This is a genomic window from Pseudomonas sp. TH06, assembly GCF_016651305.1.
In the GTDB taxonomy this organism is placed as follows: domain Bacteria; phylum Pseudomonadota; class Gammaproteobacteria; order Pseudomonadales; family Pseudomonadaceae; genus Aquipseudomonas.
On sequence record NZ_JAEKEC010000001.1, the window covers coordinates 2,165,192 to 2,184,314 of the forward strand.

Sequence of the window (19,123 nt, forward strand, 5' to 3'; positions counted from 1 at the left end):
TCAGTCGGCGGCGGGTGCTGGCGGGACTTGTTCGCTGAGCTTGTCGGCCAGGCGCACGAACGCGGCCAGGTCGAGTTGCTCCGGACGCAAACTGCCATCGACGCCGGCCGCTTCGATCTCGGCAGCGGTCATCAATTGCTTGAGCGTGTTGCGCAAGGTCTTGCGGCGCTGGTTGAATGCTTCGCGCACGACGCGCTCAAGCAGGCGATGATCTTTTGCCGGGTGTGGCAGCACCGCGTGCGGCACCAGACGGACAATGGCCGAGTCGACTTTCGGTGGCGGGTTGAAGGCGCCGGGACCGACGTTGAACAGGTGTTCGACGCGGCAATGGTACTGAACCATGATCGACAGTCGACCCCAGTCACCACCGCCCGGGCCTGCTGCCAGACGCTCGACCACTTCTTTCTGCAGCATGAAGTGCATGTCGCGAATGATGCCGGCGTTGTTCAGCAGGTGAAAAATCAGCGGCGTGGAGATGTTGTACGGCAGGTTGCCGACGACACGCAGACTGTTGGGCGCGGCATTGAGCGTGTTGAAGTCGAACTTCAGCGCATCGCCCTGGTGCAGGTTGAAGTTGCTCTTGCCGGCGAACTGCTGATTGAGGATCGGGATCAGATCCTTGTCCAGTTCCACCACGTCGAGTTGCGCGCCGGAGTTGAGCAGGCCGGCGGTCAGTGCGCCCTGGCCCGGGCCGATTTCCAGCAGGCGATCTTCGGACTTGGCACTGATGGAGCGCAGGATGCGGTCGATGACGCCGGCATCGTGCAGGAAGTTCTGGCCAAAGCGTTTGCGCGCCTTGTGTTGGTATTGCTCGGTCATAAACGGGTCTCGGCCATCTGGTAGGCGGTTTCCAGGGCGACTTGCAGGCTGCCAGTGTCGATTTTGCCGCTGCCGGCCAGATCCAGGGCGGTGCCATGGTCGACCGATGTACGGATGATCGGCAAGCCCAGGGTCACGTTGACGGCAGCGCCGAAGCCTTTGTACTTAAGCACAGGCAAGCCCTGGTCGTGGTACATCGCCAGCACTGCATCGCAGTGCTCCAGATATTTGGGGGTAAACAGAGTGTCGGCGGGCAGCGGGCCACGAAGGTCCATGCCCTCGCCGCGCAGGCGCTCTAATGTTGGTTCAATGATGTCGATTTCTTCATGGCCCAGGTGTCCGCCTTCACCAGCATGCGGGTTGAGCCCGCACACGAGGATGCGCGGTTGGGCGATGCCGAATTTTTCTTGCAGGTCGGTGTGCAGAATCCGCGTGACCCGCTCCAGCCGCTCCGGCGTGATCGCATCGGCGATGTCGCGCAGGGGCAGGTGAGTGGTGACCAGTGCCACACGCAAACCGCGGGTGGCGAGCATCATCACCACTTGGGCGGTATGGGTCAGGTCAGCGAGAAATTCCGTATGCCCAGAGAAGGCGATGCCCGACTCGTTGATAACGCCTTTGTGCACGGGTGCAGTGATCATCCCGGCGAAATCGCCGTTGAGGCAGCCGTTACCGGCGCGGGTCAGGGTTTCGAGGACGAACGCCGCATTGGCCTTGTCCAGTTGCCCGGCCACCACCGAGGCGCTGAGCGGTGTGTCCCAGACGTAAAGGCTATTAGCCGGCGCCGGAGCGTCCGGCCATTGTCCCGGTCCGACATCCAGCAGATTGACGGCCAGCCCCAGCTGCGCGGCCCGCTCAAGGAGCAGGTCGCGGCTGGTGATGGCAATCAGGGGATGTGGCTGGGCTTGCGAGGCGAGCAGCAGGCACAGGTCGGGACCGATGCCGGCTGGTTCGCCGGGTGTCAGCGCGAAACGCTTGGGTTTCACTGCGCTGCCTGGTCTGCACCAGGGAGTTTGATCTCTACGTACGCTTCGTCACGGATCTGACGCAGCCAGGTTTGCAGCTCTTCGTCGTATTTGCGGTTGCGCAGTACGGTCATGGCTTGCTGCTCGCGGGCCTGTTCGGTGCTGTCGGTGGCGCGACGGCCAAGGACTTCCAGAACATGCCAGCCGTATTGGGTCTGGAACGGCTTGGACAGCTGACCTTGCGGGGTCTTGGCCATCACTTCGCGGAATTCCGGTACCAGTACGTTCGGGTCGATCCAGTTCAGGTCGCCACCGTTGAGGGCGGAACCCGGGTCTTCGGAGTAGCTCTTGGCCAAAGTGGCGAAATCTTCACCTGCCAGGATTCGCTCATACAGCGATTGAACCAGGGCTTTGGTCTTGGCTTCGTCGCGGATCGGGCTTGGCTTGACCAAGATGTGGCGCACATGCACTTCGTCACGGGTCTGGGCTTCGCCGCCGCGCTTGGCCAGCAACTTGAGGATGATGAAACCACCTGGCGTGCGTGCCGGCTGAGTGACGTCGCCGACGGCCATGCTGCTCAACTCGCGATCGAACGGAGGAGGCAGTTGAGCGGCTTTACGCCAGCCCATGTCGCCACCTTCCAGTGCGTTGTCGCTGGCGGATTTGGCCACGGCCAATTGACCGAAGTCGGCGCCTTGCTTGAGCTGCTGGTAAACCTCCATGGCCTGACGTGCGGCACTCTGAATCGCTTCGGAGTTGGCGCTTTCCGGGGTCGGAATCAGGATGTTGGCCAGGTGCAGCTCTTCGGACAGTTGCATCTTGCCCAGGTCGGAGGCGAGGAAGTTCTTCACTTCCTGCTCGGAGACCTGAATGCGTTCCGCCACGCGGCGCTGACGGACACGGCTGATGATCATCTCACGCTTGATCTGGTCACGGGCGTCGTCATAAGACAGGCCGTCGTGTGCCAGGGCGGCGCGGAACTGGTCAACAGTCATGTTATTGCGCTGGGCGATGGTGCCGACAGCCTGGTTCAGTTCTTCATCGGTGATGCGGATGCCGGAACGTTCGCCGATCTGCAGTTGCAGGTTTTCGACGATCAGGCGCTCGAGCACCTGTTGATCCAGGACACCTGGAGGTGGCAAGCCACCTCCACGCTTGGCGATGGTCTGCTGAACTTCATGAACGCGCTGGTCCAGTTGGCTCTGCATGACCACGTCGTTGTCGACGATCGCTACCACTTTATCGATGGACTGTACGGCGGCGTTGGCCGCCGTACCCAGGAACAGCGCGCCCAGCACTAGCGGGCGCAGACAATCAGAAAGCTTGGTCTTCACGTTCACGATAACCTTGAATGCCTTTGTCGAGGAAGCTCTCTACCTTGGCGCCAGTGAGGCCACCGAGTCCCTTCAGAACAATTTGGAGGAAGACGCCATGGTCGCCTTTTTCGTTTTGCGGAGCTTCCTGGCTGAACTCGTCATAGGAAACCCAGTAACGGTTGATCAGGCGCAGTTTCCAGCAGCAGTTGTCGTACTCGAAACCACCGAAGGCTTCCAGGGTACGGTTACGGTTGTAGTCGTACTGCCAGCGGCTGATCGCGTTCCACTGTGGAACGATCGGCCAGATGACCGAGAAGTCATGCTGCTGGATCTTGTAGTAGTCCTTCACGTAGCCAGGCTGGCCTGGAGTGCCGTAGTCACCACCACCCACAGCCCACTTGCCGGTGTTTTGGTCGTAACGAATCTGGTCATTGCGATAGCGATAGCCGGCGTTGATGACCTTGTTCGGGTTGTCTTCAGGCTGGTAGTGGAACATCGCACTACCGGAACGTGGGCTGCGGCTGTCCGGATCCCAGTTGTAATCGGCCGTGGTGCGCCAGTCGCGGTTCCAGCGGTATTCGTATTCCAGTGCATATGGCGAAACGTTGGATTTCGAATCGTCGCGGGTTTTTGCATCGATACCTGGCAGCTGGACTTCACGATCCTTGAAGTACAGCGCCTGGCCGACGCTGATGCGTTGACGTTCGAAGCCGTTGTCTTCGATCCAGCGGCTGGTTACACCCAGCGACAGTTTGTTCTCGTCACCGACGCGGTCGGAGCCGGAGAAGCGGTTGTCACGGAACAGCGACGAGTAGTTGAAGGTGTATTCGCTGGTGTCGAACACCGGAATATCCGACTGGTCTTTCTCTGGTACATAGAGATAGAACAGGCGTGGTTCCAGCGTCTGGCGGTAGTTCTTGCCGAAGAATGACGTATTGCGGTCGAAGTACAGGCCGCTGTCGATGCTGGCAATAGGTACGCCGCGGTTCTGGTTGCTGCCGAATTTCCCGTAGAGATTCTGGTTTTCCGGAGACATGGCAGCAATCTGCGATTTGCCGGTACCGTCCAGATCAAGTTGATATTGGGTGTACTGATACTTGAGCGATGGTTTCAGGAAACCATAAGTCCAGTTCATCGGCAGGCTGACACCAGGCTTCAGGTTCAAACGGTCGCCATTGGCACGGGCCAGACCTTGAACGTTGGTGTCCAGGCGCGGCGACGAGTTGCCGTCTTCATCGATGAAGTTGCCGGTTTTCAAGTCACGATCAAATCGCACCAGCTCGGTTTCATAATCGAAGTTCAGACCTTCCGGGTGATACGGCAGCTGACCATTGAAGGTGATCTGCGGCAGACGGCCATAAGGTGTGATATTCGAAACGGTTGCCAATTGATACTGCTGTGCGTTCAGAATCGCGGTATACGAATCGCCTCGATAGGCAACCAGACCCTGCTGGTTCACGAAGTCAGAACTCTTCACACCAATCTGATCGGTCTGCAGATCCTGGAAGTAATAAGGATCGCTGATCTTGGTGTAGTCAACCTGAGTAAGCACACGGGAGTCGAGACCACCCTTGTGCTGCCAGTTGTACATGTAGCGGGTTTTTTCGTAATCGGTCTGCTTGCTGCGTTCGGTGTCGTCATCGTTCAGATACGCAGCACCAAACTGGCCTTCACTCGACTTGGTCAGATAACGGAACTCGCCTTCCACCAACATGCCACGCTTGCTCATGTAACGCGGGTACAACGTGGCGTCGTAGTTAGGCGCCAGGTTGAAGTAGTACGGAGTTACCAGCATGAAGCCGGTATCGCTGCCGCTGCCGATGGTCGGCGGCAGGAAGCCCGACTGACGACGATCGTCGATCGGGAAGTAGATGTATGGCGTGTACAGGATCGGAATGTCTTTTACGCGCAACGTCACGTTGGTCGCGGTACCGAAGCCGGTGGCCGGGTTCAGGGTGATGTTATTACCCTTGAGCTGCCAGGCGTTGCTATTCGGTTCGCACGTGGTGTACGTGCCGTCCTTGAGACGGATGATCGCGTTTTCAGCACGCTTGGCGTACAGCGCGTTACCGCGGATGCGCGATTTGTGCATCACGTATTCGGCGTTGTCGACCTTGGCTTCACCGGTGTCGAGCTGCACATCGGCGTGGTCGCCGACGATCAGCGCGCCGTTGTCGCGGATGCGCACATCGCCGTTGAGTTCGGCGCGGCTCTCGGCCTGATACAGGCTCGCCTCGTCGGACTCGACCTGCATGCTGCCCTGACGCAGGACGACATCACCGGCCAGCGTACCGACTTGATCATCGGTGTTATAGCGCGAAGCTTTTGCGCCGATAAAGGTCGGAGCATCGCTTTTATTCGTCTTGTCATTCATGCCAGGACGAATCGGTTCGATATAGGCACCAGAGCAGTAAGGACCGGTCTCGGCCAGCTGGGCGGCGGTGAGCTTCTCGCGCGGAACCCAGTCGAGGTGACTGAAGTCTTCGCTACGGGATTTCAGGCCGCGGCCTTTGGCTTCGGTGACCAGTGCCGTTTTCGGGCCTGTGTCGGAAGTCGAACCGTTTTCGCTCGGGGCTTCGCCGGTGGCGCTGACGGCACTGCCGTCATGCACTGGACGCGGCGGCAATGCAGCGGCCGGCGTCTTGGGCGAACAGTCCCAGGCACCCGTAGCCGAGACAGAGCAGTCATACTGCTCGGCGGCGACAACGAATTGACTGGCCAGAGGTTGCATAGCCAGCAGACTGCCGGTTACCAACAACGGAAATTTTTTACGAAACGCGGGGGATTTCAATGCCATCTTATTAGTCCGGGCTTCCTGCGTGCCATCTGCCCGCGGTGTGGGCCGCACGCCTCTCGATGGTCTGAAAAAGATGCTGGATAATAAAGCATGACCCGCTTGACGGCTAGCGCCGTCGGAGACCCTTGCAATGCCTGACCAAGATGTACGCTTGCAACACCTGAAAGTTTGGCTCGATGAGCAGTTGGCAATCCTGTTTGCAGATCAGGGCTGGGGCGCCGTGCCCCCGGCCACGTTGACCGCGGCCAGTAGCGACGCGAGTTTCCGCCGTTACTTCCGCTGGGAAGGCGCGGGTCGCAGTTTCGTCGTGATGGACGCGCCGCCACCCCAGGAAAACTGCAAACCGTTCGTGGATATCGCCTTTTTGCTGGCGAAATCCGGAATAAATGTGCCGAAAATTTATGCCGAAGACCTCGAACGCGGTTTTCTTTTGCTCAATGACCTGGGCAACAAGACCTTTCTCGACGTAATCAGTGGCGAAAATGCCGATGCATTGTTCAGCGATGCCTTGCAAGCGCTGCTGGCTTTTCAGCAGTTGCCGATGGTCGCGCCGCTGCCCAGTTATGACGTTGCATTGTTGCGTCGCGAGCTGGAACTGTTCCCCGAGTGGTACGTGAAACGTGAGTTGGGCGTCGAATTCGATTCGATCCAACAGCAACAGTGGCAGCACGTCAGCGACTTGCTGATCGACAGCGCCCTGGCCCAGCCGAAAGTGCTGGTGCACCGCGACTACATGCCGCGCAACCTGATGCTCAGTGAGCCGAACCCCGGCGTGCTGGATTTTCAGGATGCGGTCTATGGCCCGGTGACCTACGACGTGACCTGCCTGTTCAAGGACGCTTTCCTCAGCTGGCCTGAAGAGCGCGTACGTGGCTGGCTGGAAAGTTACTGGCAGCAAGCCTCGGTACTGAACATTCCCGTGCAGCCGGATTTCGAAGACTTCCTGCGTGCCAGCGACCTGATGGGCGTGCAGCGTCACCTGAAAGTCATCGGTATCTTCGCGCGTATCTGCCACCGCGATGGCAAGCCGCGTTACCTGGCCGACGTGCCGCGTTTCTTCTCTTATATAGAAGCGGTGATCGCCCGACGTCCTGAACTGGCCGAGCTGCAAGCGCTGTTCGCCAGCCTGCGGGGTGGAGCAACAGCATGAAGGCAATGATTCTGGCGGCAGGCAAAGGCGAGCGCATGCGCCCGCTGACCCTGACCACCCCGAAACCGCTGGTGCGTGCCGGCGGCGTGCCCTTGATCGAATATCACCTGCGCGCCCTCGCGGCAGCCGGTTTCAGTGAAATCGTGATCAACCACGCCTGGCTCGGTCAGCAGATCGAGGACTACCTGGGCGACGGTTCGCAATTTGGTGTGAGCATCCAGTACTCGCCGGAAGGCGAGCCGCTGGAAACCGGCGGCGGGATTTTCCGTGCGCTGCCGTTGCTTGGTGACGATGCGTTTGTGGTGGTCAACGGTGATATCTGGACCGATTACGACTTCAGCGTGCTGCATCAGCCGATCAATGGTCTGGCGCATCTGGTGCTGGCGGACAATCCGGCGCATCACCCGAGCGGTGATTTCACTCTGGCCGATGGCAAGGTACGCGATGGCCAGCCTGATGCGCAGACCTTGACCTATAGCGGCATCGCCGTGCTGCATCCGCAGTTGTTCGATGGCTGCACGGACGGCGCCTTCAAACTGGCCCCGCTGCTGCGCAAGGCCATGGCGGACGGGCAGGTGACGGGCGAGCGGCTGAAAGGTCACTGGGTGGATGTTGGTACGCATGAGCGTCTGGCCGAAGCTGAAACCTTGATAGAAGCGAGTCGCTGATATGTTGTGGCCAGGGACTCTGATTGGAGCCGGAGCAGGTTTTGCAATCGCCAGCATTCCGGGGGCCATGCTTGGGGCATTGTTGGGGCAAGCGCTGGATCGCCGCCTGCACTTGCAGAGCTGGGGGCATTTGCGCGAAAAACTCGGCGGCCGGCCGATGCTGCGCAACGACGAATTGTTGTTCGTGTTGCTCGGGCGTCTGGCCAAGAGCGACGGGCGGGTCACGGATGGGCATATCCAGCAGGCGCGTAACGAAATGCGCGCGCTGGAGATGAGCGAACCGGCGACGCGACGGGCGATCACGGCGTTCAACCGAGGCAAGTCCGGTGGCGATAATCTGCGCGGTTATCTGCGGCGCCTGAGTGCGCAGCCACACGCGGCCGAAGGTGTGTTGCGTGCATGCTGGCGGATGGTTTGGGCCGATGGCCGGGCGGGTGTCAGTGAGCGGGAATTGCTGGCGCAGTGGGGTAAGTGGCTGGGCTGGACGACGCATCAGGTGCAGGCGCTGGCCAGTGATTATGAACCCGGCAAACGGCCCATCGTCAGTGCGGCGGTGAGCTATCAGGAAGCGATGCGCCTGCTTGGCGTGTCAGCATCCAGCGAGCCAGCGCAGATCAAACGCGCTTATCGGCGTCTGCTCAGTCGTCATCACCCGGACAAGATTGCCGGCAGCGGCGCGACGCCAGCGCAGGTGCGCGACGCGACCGAGAAAACCCGCGACTTGCACAATGCCTACACGTTGATTCGTGAGCGGCGGGATTTTCGCTAGTCGTTAGGTGTGTATCGTCTGAAGTGGCCCCATCGCGAGCAGGCTCACTCGTACAGTTGATCGGGTTCCTTCAATTGGAGCGTAATCACCTGTAGGAGTGAGCCTGCTCGCGATGGACGCGACGCGGTCTGCCGGTCAGTCGGTGTTCTGCGCATTCAACCAGCCACGCACGCGGCGGAACAACTGCTCCTGCTCAGCCTTGTTATCCGGCAATGCCTTGAGCGCCACCTGGCTGAATGCCGAGGTCTTCAAACGCTTGCTCGCCTGCATGCGCTCCAGCGCTGCGTTGCGATCCAGCGGTTTGTCCATGTAGAAAATATCCGCCGTCGGCAGCTTCAGCGTCGGCGTCAGTTCCGCCAGTGCCGGCTTGGCCTTGACCGGTGCCTGCGCGTCGACCATGACAAATTTTTCCACCTGCGCCGTTTGCCTTTCGCTCAAGTAACGCGCGGCCCAATACGCACCGGTACCGTGACCGAGCACAACAATGCGCCGCGCACTTTGCTGTTCGGCGTAGGCAATGGCTGCGTCGATTCGCGCGAAGATGCGTTCGGCATCGGCCTTGGATTGTTCTTCGGTTGTCTCGGCAACCACCTGATCGGCAACTTCAGCCTCACCGCCCGCCGCTTGCTCGATCGGTTGCGCGGTGGTCGAATCCTTGCTGCCCGACTCAGGCGCTTTCGGGGCGGCAGCCGCTTCGACCACGCGCGGCGCGATGGCATCGGCTTGCAGGTCGGGCAGAGTGATACTCAGGCTGCTCCATTCAACGTCCGGCAACTTGCGCCGCAATGGGCCGATGGCCTGAGGCCAGTCAGCGGTTTCGCCAGCGCCGGGGATGAGGATCACCGCGCCTTTGGGGTCGGCAGTGTTGGCCGGTTTCCACAAAGCGAGAAAGGTGTCGCTGGCGGCCTGCAACTGCTGCTGTTCCTGCGCCGGGACTTTACGTTCCAGTGCGGCGGCCTCTTCCTGACTACGCTCAAGCAATGGCTGGCGTTCGGCCGGTTTTTCTGCGGCGGATTTTTCCGCAGCGGCGGCAGGTGCCGGATCGGCTGCGTTGACGGAAAACGCACAAGGCAGGATCAGCGACAGGCACAATGCTGGCATTGCCAGGCGGTAGACAGAGGGCATCGGTTATTCCAGGCCAGAAAAGTATCCCGGCAGCCTAATGGGTTGGTCAGAATTTGTCAGTGTATGAGACTTCAATGAAGCGATTTTGCTGCCTGTGGGTTATCGGCTGTTTGTGGCTTCCCTTGATGGGCTGGGCGGCGCCTGCGCCACCAGCGCACGTTGCGCAGTTGTCGGCGAGTGAGCGGCAATGGCTCGCGCAGCACAACGAATTGCGCGTTGGCCTGGTCTTGCAGGCGCCGTATGCGCAGTACGACCGGCGTTTGCAGCGCTTGTCCGGGGCCAACGTCGAGTTGATGAAGTTGTTGGCCAAGGCACTCAATGTCGAGCTGAGCTGGCGCAACTTTCAGGATCTGGCGCAGTTGGAGACGGCCGCGCGCGAAGGCGAAATCGATATCGCCCCGGGGCTGACCCAGACGCCGAGCGCCCTGCGTCTCTGGCAGTTCTCCGATCCGTACATGCGTGTACCGCAATTGGTGGTCAGCGATCAGAAGGCCAGCGGCGGGGTGGATCTGGAAAAACTCGACAGCCAGACCCGCGTCGCCGTGCGCATGCCGAGCACCACCGCCGACTATCTGCGCGGCAACTATCCGCACCTGAACCTGCAAGGCGTGCCCCTTGAACGTCAGGCGTTGCAGCTGTTGTTGAGTCAGCAAGCGTCATACGCGATCGTTGATGAAGCGCAGCTCGGTCGCCTCTCGGCAGAACCGGAGTTCGCCGAACTGGTGGTGGTCGGCGACATCGGTCTGCCGCAACTGCTGCGGGTCGGTTCGCGCCGCGATTGGCCGGAGCTGGCCGGTATCGTTCAGAGTGCATTGCGTGCAATCCCGGCGAAGGATCTCGAACATCTGCACAGCCAATGGCTGCAACCGAAATACCCGCGACTGTCGGAGTCGCCGGGGTTCTGGCAGAACCTCAGTCTGTTGTTTGCCGTCATGTTGCTCAGTTGCGTGGCCATCGTGTTCTGGCAGCGGCGCCAACAGCACAGTCTTGAGCAGCGTCTGCTCGCCGCGCGCGAAGACATCGCCTTGCGGGCTGCCAGCGAAGAGGCCTTGCGGTTGACGCAGTTTTCCATTGATCAAAGCACTGTCGGCATTCTTTGGGTCAATTGGGACAGCCATGTGCGCTACGCCAACCGGGCGGCGGAAAACATGCTCGGTTATCCATCGGGCGGGCTGATCGAACGACCTCTGATCGATTTCGAACCGGGTTTGCACATGGACCGCTGGCTCAACCTGTGGAAGCGCGCACGGGCCAGTGAAGAAGGGCCGTTGAGTTTCGAAACAAGCTGCGTACGGGCCGATGGCAGTGTTTTGCCCGCAGACGTATCGCTGAGTTTCCTGCGTTTTCGCGACAGTGAATATCTGGTGGTCTATCTCACCGATGTCACCGAACGCAGGCGTGCGCTGGCGGCTTTGCAGGAAAGCGAAGCGCGTCTGCAAGGTATCGCCGCCAACGTGCCGGGGCTGGTGTTCCGGCTGGAGAGGGCGCCAGTGACTGGGCAAATCGACTTTGCCTACATTTCCGAGGGCAGTGAGAGCCTGGTGGGTTACGCACCAGCGGCCATCGCCCACCGCGACATGGGCCTGCGCAGCCTGGTGCATCCGGACGACAGGGCCAGTTATCACCAGACCCAGGATCAGGCGCTGGACACCGACAGCGATTGGTCGTGGCAGGGGCGAATTCTCACACGCCAGGGGCAACAGCGTTGGGCCGAGATCAAGGCGATCACCCGGCAACTGGAGGATGGCGCCTATGTCTGGGATGGCATCGTCTGGGACATCACCGAGAGCAAGCGCATCGAACTGGAGCTGGCGGCGTCGCGTGAGCAATTGCGTGAACTGTCGGCGCACCTTGAGAGCGTGCGCGAAGAGGAAAAGGCGCGAATCGCCCGCGAGGTTCACGATGAACTGGGGCAGATGTTGACCGTGCTGAAACTGGAGACGTCGATGTGCGAACTGGCCTACGCGCAACTGGATCCCGGTCTGAACGAACGCTTGAACAGCATGAAACGCCTGATCGCTCAGTTGTTTCAATTGGTCCGCGATGTGGCGACGGCACTGCGCCCGCCGATTCTCGACGCCGGGATTGCCTCGGCAATCGAGTGGCAGGCGCGACGTTTCGAGGCGCGCACGCAAATTCCGTGTCTGGTGCAGGTGCCGGACAATCTGCCGCCGCTGAGCGATGCCAAGGCGATTGGCCTGTTCCGCATTCTGCAAGAAGCACTGACCAACGTCATGCGCCATGCCCAGGCGCATACTGTTGAACTGACGCTGGCGCTGGAAGGCGATGAATTGTGTCTGACGGTCAGTGATGACGGCGTAGGATTTGTCGCCGCTGCCGGTCGGCCGGCTTCGTTTGGACTGGTCGGCATGCGCGAGCGGGTGTTGATCATGGGCGGGCGGTTGACGCTGGAGAGTGAGCCGGGGGAGGGCACCAGTCTGATGGTGCGAGTGCCCGTGAGTGAGGTCTGAAAGTCTGTAGTGTTTGGGCTGACGCTATCGCGAGCAGGCTCACTCCTACAGGGAATGGTGTGTACCTGAAATCTGGAGAGAGAACGTGATCCGTGTACTGGTAGCCGAAGACCACACCATCGTCCGTGAAGGCATCAAGCAATTGATCGGCCTGGCCAAGGATCTGCAAGTGGTGGGGGAGGCGAGCAATGGCGAGCAGTTGCTCGAAACCCTGCGCAGCGTGCCGTGCGAGGTGGTCTTGCTGGACATCTCCATGCCCGGGGTCAACGGTCTGGAGGCGATCCCGCGCATCCGTGCGCTGAACAACCCGCCGGCGATTCTGGTACTGTCGATGCACGACGAAGCGCAAATGGCCGCTCGGGCCTTGAAGGTCGGTGCAGCCGGGTATGCGACCAAGGACAGCGATCCGGCGCTGCTGCTTACGGCGATCCGCAAAGTCGCGGCGGGCGGGCGCTACATCGATCCGGATCTGGCTGACCGGATGGTCTTTGAGGTCGGCCTGACCGATGCGCGGCCGTTGCACTCATTGTTGTCCGAACGCGAGTTCTCGGTGTTCGAGCGCCTCGCCCAGGGCGCCAACGTCAACGACATCGCCCAGCAACTGGCCCTGAGCAGCAAAACCATCAGCACGCACAAGGCGCGGTTGATGCAGAAGCTCAACATCACCTCGCTCGCCGAACTGGTGAAATACGCGATGGAACACAAACTCCTCTGACCAACACCGCAATCAAACTGTAGGAGTGAGCCTGCTCGCGATTGCGTCCGTTCAGTCAATATTGCGGTGACTTATCCACCGCCATCGCGAGCAGGCTCACTCCTACAGGGGATCTCCATAGCGCCTGAAATTTCGGGCATATCTGTTAGCGACAAGCGCTTTTGCTTGTTCTTGCGGCTTGCAGCTCGACGCTTGCAACTGCCTTGTCCATTAACGCCATCCTTGTAGGGCAATCCCTACCCTCAACCTTCCATCCGGCTGAGGCGATTCTCTCCTGCGCCCCGATTTGCGTGCCTGCCGCCAGCCACTAGGCTTGATACACAAGCAGTCATCAACAACAAAGGTGTGGGTATGAGCCAGGTCGATTCAAACGCAGGGGCCAGTGATGTGCTGGTCAGCTTTCGTGGAGTGCAGAAGAGCTACGACGGCGAGAACCTGATCGTCAAAGACCTCAACCTGGACATTCGCAAAGGCGAATTTCTTACCCTGCTCGGGCCGTCCGGTTCAGGCAAGACCACCAGCCTGATGATGCTCGCCGGTTTCGAGACGCCGACGGCCGGTGAAATTCTCCTGGCGGGTCGCTCAATCAACAACGTACCGCCGCACAAGCGCGACATCGGCATGGTGTTCCAGAACTACGCGCTGTTCCCGCACATGACCGTCGCGGAAAACCTCGCCTTCCCGCTGACCGTACGTGGTCTGAACAAAAGTGATGTCAGCGACCGCGTGAAGAAAGTCCTCAGCATGGTCCAGCTCGACGCGTTCGCTTCGCGCTATCCGGCGCAGCTGTCCGGTGGTCAGCAGCAACGTGTGGCCCTGGCCCGCGCCTTGGTGTTCGAGCCGCAACTGGTGCTGATGGACGAACCGCTCGGTGCCCTCGATAAACAACTGCGCGAACACATGCAGATGGAAATCAAACACCTGCACCAGCGCCTCGGTGTGACCGTGGTCTACGTGACTCACGATCAGGGTGAAGCGCTGACCATGTCTGATCGCGTCGCGGTGTTCCATCAAGGCGAAATCCAGCAGATCGCGCCACCGCGCACGCTTTACGAAGAACCGAAAAACACCTTTGTCGCCAACTTCATCGGCGAGAACAACCGCCTCAACGGTCGCCTGCTCAGCCAGAGCGGCGAGCGCTGCGTGGTCGAGTTGGGGCGTGGCGAAAAGGTCGAGGCGCTGGCGGTCAACGTCGGCCAGACCGGCGAACCGGTGACCCTCTCGATTCGCCCGGAGCGTGTGAGCCTCAACGGTTCGAGCGATCAATGCGTCAACCGCTTCTCAGGGAGGGTGGCGGAATTCATCTATCTGGGCGACCACGTCCGGGTTCGCCTGGAAGTCTGCGGCAAGACCGACTTCTTCGTGAAACAACCGATTGCCGAGCTCGATCCAGCGCTCGCCGTCGGCGACGTGGTACCGCTTGGCTGGCAGGTCGAGCACGTTCGCGCGCTTGACCCGCTTTTAGAGGCGAACTGATCGCCCCGGCAATACCAACACCAACCCTGCACGTGGAGAGAACAATAAATGTTGAGATCCCTGAAGTTCACCGCCCTGACTCTGGGCCTGATGGGTGCGGCCAGCGCAATGGCTGCTGGCCCGGATTTGACCGTGGTGTCGTTTGGCGGGGCGAACAAGGCGGCGCAAGTCAAAGCCTTCTATGCACCGTGGGAAGCGGCGGGTAACGGCAAGATCGTCGCCGGCGAATACAACGGCGAAATGGCCAAGGTCAAAGCCATGGTCGACACCAAGAGCGTGTCGTGGGATCTGGTGGAAGTCGAATCGCCGGAACTGTCCCGTGGCTGTGATGAAGACATGTTCGAACAACTCGACCCGGCGCTGTTCGGCAAGACTGAAGACTACGTCAAAGGCGCAATTCAGCCGTGCGGCGTGGGCTTCTTCGTCTGGTCGACCGTGCTCGCCTACAACGCCGACAAGCTGAAAACCGCACCGACCAGCTGGGCGGATTTCTGGGACACGAAGAAATTCCCGGGCAAGCGTGGCCTGCGCAAAGGCGCCAAGTACACCCTCGAATTTGCTTTGATGGCCGATGGCGTAGCGCCGAAAGACGTCTACAAAGAGCTGGCGAGCAAGGGTGGCCAGGATCGCGCGTTCAAGAAGCTTGATGAGCTGAAGCCGAACATCCAATGGTGGGAAGCCGGCGCACAACCGCCGCAGTACCTCGCTTCCGGTGACGTGGTCATGAGCTCGGCCTACAACGGTCGCATCGCTGCGGTGCAGAAAGAATCCAACCTGAAAGTGGTCTGGAACGGCGGCATCTACGACTTCGACGCGTGGGCCATCCCGAAAGGTCTGGACGCCAAGCGTGCCGAAGCGGCGAAGAAATTCATCGCTTACTCGGTGCAGCCGCAGCAGCAGAAGACCTACTCGGAAAACATTGCCTACGGCCCGGCCAATACCCAGGCTGTGCCGCTGCTGGCCAAGGATGTCCTGAAAGACATGCCGACCACCCCGGAAAACATCGCCAACCAGGTGCAGATCGACGTCAGCTTCTGGGCTGACAACGGCGAGCAACTGGAACAGCGCTTCAATTCCTGGGCTGCAAAGTAACCACAGTTTTACCTGTATGGGAGATGGCGAGGGTGAATTTGTGGCGAGGGGATTTATCCCCGATCGGCTGCGCAGCAGTCGTAGAACCTGAGCCTCCAACCTTCCTGACACACCGAGCTGCGTGGTTTTGGGGCTGCTTCGCAACCCATCGGGGATAAATCCCCTCGCCACAAAGGTTCGCTCTCTCAGGAAGGTTCGCTCCCCACAGGTAGTGGTGTTTCAACACAACAGGGGTGGTTCGCCACCTCTGTAACGATCAAAGATTTGCGGAGTACGTCATGGCCATCGCCGTTCCCCTGAACGAGGGCGCCAGCCCCACCTTGAAGCAGAAGCTCAAGCGCGCCGAGCGGGTCAACCGCTGGAAGGCGCAGGCGCTGATTGCGCCGCTGGTGCTGTTTCTGTTGCTGGTGTTTCTGGTGCCGATCGTGGCGCTGCTCTACAAAAGCGTCGGCAACCCCGAAGTGGTGGGCGGCATGCCGCGCACTGTGGCGGCCATCGCCAGTTGGGATGGCCGCGGCCTGCCCGCTGAACCCGTCTACAAAGCTGCCGGCGAAGACCTCGCCGAAGCGCGCAAAAACCAGACCTTGGGCGATTTGTCCAAGCGCTTGAACATGGAATTGGCCGGCTATCGCAGCCTGCTGACCAAAACCGCCCGGGCGCTGCCATTCGCCAGCGAACCGGCCTCCTATAAAGACGCACTGGAAGCGCTCGACGAGCGTTGGGGCGATCCGGCCTACTGGCAAGCGGTCAAACGCAACACCAGTAGCATTACCCCGTATTACCTGTTGGCGGCAGTCGATCACCGCATCGACGACCTCGGCGAAATCGCTCCGGCCACGCCGGATCAGGCGATCTACCTCGACATCTTCGCCCGCACTTTCTGGATGGGCCTGATCATCACGGTGATCTGCCTGCTGCTCGCTTATCCACTGGCGTATCTGCTGGCGAACCTGCCATCGCGCCAGAGCAACCTGCTGATGATTCTGGTGTTGCTGCCGTTCTGGACCTCGATTCTGGTACGGGTCGCGGCGTGGATTGTGCTGTTGCAATCGGGCGGACTGATCAACAGCGCGCTGCTGGCCATGGGCATCATCGATAAACCGCTGGAACTGGTATTCAACCGCACCGGCGTGTACATCTCGATGGTGCACATCCTGCTGCCGTTCATGATCCTGCCGATCTACAGCGTGATGAAAGGCATCTCGCCAACTTACATGCGCGCCGCGATCTCGCTGGGCTGCCACCCGTTCGCCAGTTTCTGGCGGGTGTATTTCCCGCAGACCTATGCCGGTGTCGGCGCCGGGTGCCTGTTGGTGTTCATCCTCGCCATTGGCTACTACATCACCCCGGCGCTGCTCGGCAGCCCGAACGATCAGATGGTCAGCTACTTCGTCGCGTTCTACACCAACACCAGCATCAACTGGGGCATGGCCACCGCGCTGGGCGGATTGTTGCTGCTGGCAACCGTGGTGCTTTATCTGATCTACAGCTGGCTGGTGGGCGCCAGTCGCCTGCGCCTGAGCTAAGGGGAATTTGAGATGCTGAGTCCTTACATGTCACCCATCGAACGGGTGTGGTTCTACAGCTTGCGGATCCTTTGCGGCCTGATCCTGCTGTTCCTGATTCTGCCGGTGCTGGTGATCGTGCCGCTGTCGTTCAACTCGGGCAGTTTCCTCGTGTACCCGCTGCAGGGTTTTTCGCTGCACTGGTATCAGGACTTCTTCGCCTCGGCGGAATGGATGCGTGCATTGAAGAACAGCATCATCGTCGCCCCGGCCGCGACGGTGCTGGCGATGGTCTTTGGCACGCTGGCGGCGATCGGCCTGACCCGTGGCGACTTTCCCGGAAAGTCGCTGGTGATGGCGCTGGTGATTTCGCCGATGGTGGTCCCGGTGGTGATCATCGGCGTGGCAAGTTATCTGTTCTTCGCTCCGCTGGGGCTGGGCAACAGCTTCTTCTCGCTGATCGTGGTGCATGCGGTGCTGGGTGTGCCGTTTGTGATCATCACCGTGTCGGCGACGTTGCAGGGCTTCAACCACAATCTGGTGCGGGCTGCCGCAAGTCTTGGCGCTTCGCCGCTGACCGCATTCCGTCGGGTGACCTTGCCGCTGATTGCCCCGGGGGTGATTTCCGGGGCGCTGTTTGCCTTTGCGACGTCGTTTGATGAAGTGGTGGTGACGCTGTTTCTCGCGGGGCCTGAGCAAGCGACGTTGCCTCGGCAGATGTTCAGCGGGATTCGGGAGAACCTCAGTCCGACGATTGCCGCCGCCGCCACTCTGTTGATCGCTTTCTCTGTGATCCTGCTGTTGACCCTGGAATGGCTACGTGGCCGCAGCGAAAAACTGCGTACCGCCCAGGTCTGACGCATTCCCCTGTAGGAGTGAGCCTGCTCGCGATTGCCGTGCATCAGTCACTGTAAGAGTGTCTGACCAGACGCCATCGCGAGCAGGCTCACTCCTACAGGGGATCGGTGGCGAGTCATTCACCACCTGAATAGCAGACAACGCCAAACCCTCAGCTAATCTTGTGCCCAGCTCCCACATCTATAAGAGGCTGCGCACGATGAGTCTGTCCCAGTTCAAAATCGCTCACAAATTGATCACCGGCGCCGCAGCCATCGAACAACTGGCCGCCGAACTGACGCGCCTAGACATCGACAACCCACTGATCGTCACCGACGCCGCCCTGGTCAAGTCCGGCACGGTAGAGCTGGCGCTGTGCCAATTGGGTGGGCGCGAGTACGAGATTTTCGACCGTGTCCTGCCGGACCCGGAAATCGCCATCGTCGAAGACTGCATGCGCGTTTACCGCGAAGGCGGGCATGACGGCTTGATCGGCCTCGGTGGCGGCAGTGCCATCGATATCGCCAAAAGTGTCGCGGCGTATGCCGGTTACCACGGTGCGCTGGAAGATCTGTTCGGCGTCGATCAGGTGCCGCGCAAAGGCCCGCCGCTGATCGCCATCCCGACCACCGCCGGTACCGGGTCGGAAGTGACCAACGTCGCCATCCTCTCGGACAAGGTTGCCCAACTAAAGAAAGGTATTGTCAGCGACTTTCTATTACCGGACGTGGCGCTGGTCAGCCCGCAGATGACCCTGACTTGCCCGCGCAGTGTCACAGCCGCCAGTGGCGTTGATGCGCTGGTGCACGCCATCGAGTCCTATCTGTCGGTGAATGCTTCGCCAATTACCGATTCGTTGGCCATCGGCGCCATCAAACTGATCGCCAAAGCGTTGCCCAAGGCCTACGCCAATGGCGCCAATCTGCAAGCGCGCGAAGACATGGCCACCGCCAGCCTGATGGCTGGCATGGCATTCGGCAATGCCGGGGTTGGCGCTGTGCATGCGCTGGCCTATCCGCTGGGCGGGCGTTACAACATCGCTCACGGGGTCAGCAATGCCTTGCTGCTGCCGTATGTCATGACCTGGAACAAGATGGCCTGCGTCGAACGGATGCAGGATATTGCCGAAGCCATGGGGGTGAAGACCGCTCATCTGAGTGCCAGCGAGGCGGCGGACAAAGCCGTGCAGGCGATGACCGATTTGTGTGCGGCGGTGGAAATTCCTGCCGGGCTGCGCAGTTTCGGCGTGCCTGAAGAGGCGATTCCGGCCATGGCTGTGGAGGCGGCGGGCATCGAACGCTTGATGCGCAACAACCCGCGCAAGCTCAGCGCCGTGGACATCGAGAAGATTTACCGCGCGGCGTACTGAGTCGGCCTCGGTCACCGGTCATGGCACAACCCAATCATCGCGGTCACGG

Annotated in this window: 15 protein-coding genes; 10 read left to right on the forward strand and 5 right to left on the reverse strand. The window is 60.3% G+C overall.

Going from position 1 to position 19,123, the window contains the following annotated elements; all coding sequences use genetic code 11:
* Genes rsmA through JFT86_RS09690 form a run of 4 tightly spaced genes read right to left on the reverse strand, consistent with a single transcriptional unit; the run spans position 1 to position 5,897 of the window.
* The gene (gene rsmA, locus JFT86_RS09675) at positions 1 to 819 is read right to left on the reverse strand and encodes a 16S rRNA (adenine(1518)-N(6)/adenine(1519)-N(6))-dimethyltransferase RsmA (protein WP_103304408.1); all 819 of its coding nucleotides are present in this window, start codon (positions 817 to 819) and stop codon (positions 1 to 3) included.
* The gene (gene pdxA / locus JFT86_RS09680; RefSeq protein WP_201236576.1) at positions 816 to 1,805 is read right to left on the reverse strand and encodes a 4-hydroxythreonine-4-phosphate dehydrogenase PdxA; all 990 of its coding nucleotides are present in this window, start codon (positions 1,803 to 1,805) and stop codon (positions 816 to 818) included. Before pdxA ends, rsmA begins: the two co-directional genes overlap by 4 nt.
* Positions 1,802 to 3,124, reverse strand: a complete 1,323-nt coding sequence (surA, locus tag JFT86_RS09685; RefSeq protein WP_201236577.1) for a peptidylprolyl isomerase SurA — start codon at positions 3,122 to 3,124, stop codon at positions 1,802 to 1,804. Before surA ends, pdxA begins: the two co-directional genes overlap by 4 nt.
* Positions 3,099 to 5,897: an LPS-assembly protein LptD gene (locus tag JFT86_RS09690; RefSeq protein ID WP_201236578.1), complete on the reverse strand. Its 2,799-nt coding sequence runs from the start codon at positions 5,895 to 5,897 to the stop codon at positions 3,099 to 3,101. The genes surA and JFT86_RS09690 overlap by 26 nt, the downstream gene beginning before the upstream one ends.
* Positions 5,898 to 6,027: 130 nt before the next feature.
* On the opposite strand from JFT86_RS09690, the gene JFT86_RS09695 reads away from it, so the two are divergent.
* Genes JFT86_RS09695 through JFT86_RS09705 form a run of 3 tightly spaced genes read left to right on the forward strand, consistent with a single transcriptional unit; the run spans position 6,028 to position 8,484 of the window.
* Positions 6,028 to 7,047: a phosphotransferase gene (locus JFT86_RS09695; RefSeq protein WP_201236579.1), complete on the forward strand. Its 1,020-nt coding sequence runs from the start codon at positions 6,028 to 6,030 to the stop codon at positions 7,045 to 7,047.
* Positions 7,044 to 7,715: an N-acetylmuramate alpha-1-phosphate uridylyltransferase MurU gene (murU, locus tag JFT86_RS09700; protein ID WP_201236580.1), complete on the forward strand. Its 672-nt coding sequence runs from the start codon at positions 7,044 to 7,046 to the stop codon at positions 7,713 to 7,715. The genes JFT86_RS09695 and murU overlap by 4 nt, the downstream gene beginning before the upstream one ends.
* Position 7,716: 1 nt before the next feature.
* Complete coding sequence (locus JFT86_RS09705; RefSeq protein WP_201236581.1) at positions 7,717 to 8,484, forward strand: TerB family tellurite resistance protein; 768 nt, start codon at positions 7,717 to 7,719, stop codon at positions 8,482 to 8,484.
* Positions 8,485 to 8,619: 135 nt separating this feature from the next.
* On the opposite strand, the gene JFT86_RS09710 is transcribed toward JFT86_RS09705, so the two are convergent.
* Positions 8,620 to 9,609: an alpha/beta hydrolase family protein gene (locus JFT86_RS09710; RefSeq protein ID WP_201236582.1), complete on the reverse strand. Its 990-nt coding sequence runs from the start codon at positions 9,607 to 9,609 to the stop codon at positions 8,620 to 8,622.
* A 74-nt stretch (positions 9,610 to 9,683) separates the two neighbouring features.
* Between JFT86_RS09710 and JFT86_RS09715 the strand changes: the two genes are divergently transcribed.
* The 7 genes from JFT86_RS09715 (at position 9,684) to JFT86_RS09745 (ending at position 19,074) form a co-directional block, all read left to right on the forward strand.
* On the forward strand, positions 9,684 to 12,080 hold the full coding sequence (locus tag JFT86_RS09715; RefSeq protein ID WP_201236583.1) for a sensor histidine kinase: 2,397 nt from the start codon (positions 9,684 to 9,686) through the stop codon (positions 12,078 to 12,080).
* Positions 12,081 to 12,165: 85 nt separating this feature from the next.
* Complete coding sequence (locus JFT86_RS09720; RefSeq protein ID WP_116028308.1) at positions 12,166 to 12,795, forward strand: response regulator transcription factor; 630 nt, start codon at positions 12,166 to 12,168, stop codon at positions 12,793 to 12,795.
* A 351-nt stretch (positions 12,796 to 13,146) separates the two neighbouring features.
* Entirely contained in the window at positions 13,147 to 14,271 is a 1,125-nt protein-coding gene (locus JFT86_RS09725; RefSeq protein WP_201236584.1) for an ABC transporter ATP-binding protein, read from the forward strand.
* 48 nt (positions 14,272 to 14,319) lie between these two features.
* Complete coding sequence (locus JFT86_RS09730; protein ID WP_016983607.1) at positions 14,320 to 15,363, forward strand: ABC transporter substrate-binding protein; 1,044 nt, start codon at positions 14,320 to 14,322, stop codon at positions 15,361 to 15,363.
* Positions 15,364 to 15,641: 278 nt separating this feature from the next.
* Positions 15,642 to 16,889, forward strand: coding sequence for an ABC transporter permease (locus tag JFT86_RS09735; protein ID WP_201236585.1), 1,248 nt, complete (start codon positions 15,642 to 15,644; stop codon positions 16,887 to 16,889).
* 12 nt (positions 16,890 to 16,901) lie between these two features.
* Entirely contained in the window at positions 16,902 to 17,726 is an 825-nt protein-coding gene (locus JFT86_RS09740; protein ID WP_064589486.1) for an ABC transporter permease, read from the forward strand.
* A gap of 199 nt (positions 17,727 to 17,925) precedes the next feature.
* Positions 17,926 to 19,074, forward strand: a complete 1,149-nt coding sequence (locus JFT86_RS09745; RefSeq protein ID WP_201236586.1) for an iron-containing alcohol dehydrogenase — start codon at positions 17,926 to 17,928, stop codon at positions 19,072 to 19,074.
* Positions 19,075 to 19,123: the final 49 nt, after the last annotated feature.

Bases quoted from the DNA above. Each gene is read 5' to 3' on its own strand.
- rsmA (WP_103304408.1), bottom strand. From the start codon at position 819: ATGACCGAGCAATACCAACACAAGGCGCGCAAACGCTTTGGCCAGAAC.
- JFT86_RS09690 (WP_201236578.1), bottom strand. From the start codon at position 5,897: ATGGCATTGAAATCCCCCGCGTTTCGTAAAAAATTTCCGTTGTTGGTA.
- JFT86_RS09695 (WP_201236579.1), top strand. From the start codon at position 6,028: ATGCCTGACCAAGATGTACGCTTGCAACACCTGAAAGTTTGGCTCGAT.
- murU (WP_201236580.1), top strand. From the start codon at position 7,044: ATGAAGGCAATGATTCTGGCGGCAGGCAAAGGCGAGCGCATGCGCCCG.
- JFT86_RS09705 (WP_201236581.1), top strand. From the start codon at position 7,717: ATGTTGTGGCCAGGGACTCTGATTGGAGCCGGAGCAGGTTTTGCAATC.
- JFT86_RS09710 (WP_201236582.1), bottom strand. From the start codon at position 9,609: ATGCCCTCTGTCTACCGCCTGGCAATGCCAGCATTGTGCCTGTCGCTG.
- JFT86_RS09715 (WP_201236583.1), top strand. From the start codon at position 9,684: ATGAAGCGATTTTGCTGCCTGTGGGTTATCGGCTGTTTGTGGCTTCCC.
- JFT86_RS09725 (WP_201236584.1), top strand. From the start codon at position 13,147: ATGAGCCAGGTCGATTCAAACGCAGGGGCCAGTGATGTGCTGGTCAGC.
- JFT86_RS09730 (WP_016983607.1), top strand. From the start codon at position 14,320: ATGTTGAGATCCCTGAAGTTCACCGCCCTGACTCTGGGCCTGATGGGT.
- JFT86_RS09735 (WP_201236585.1), top strand. From the start codon at position 15,642: ATGGCCATCGCCGTTCCCCTGAACGAGGGCGCCAGCCCCACCTTGAAG.
- JFT86_RS09740 (WP_064589486.1), top strand. From the start codon at position 16,902: ATGCTGAGTCCTTACATGTCACCCATCGAACGGGTGTGGTTCTACAGC.
- JFT86_RS09745 (WP_201236586.1), top strand. From the start codon at position 17,926: ATGAGTCTGTCCCAGTTCAAAATCGCTCACAAATTGATCACCGGCGCC.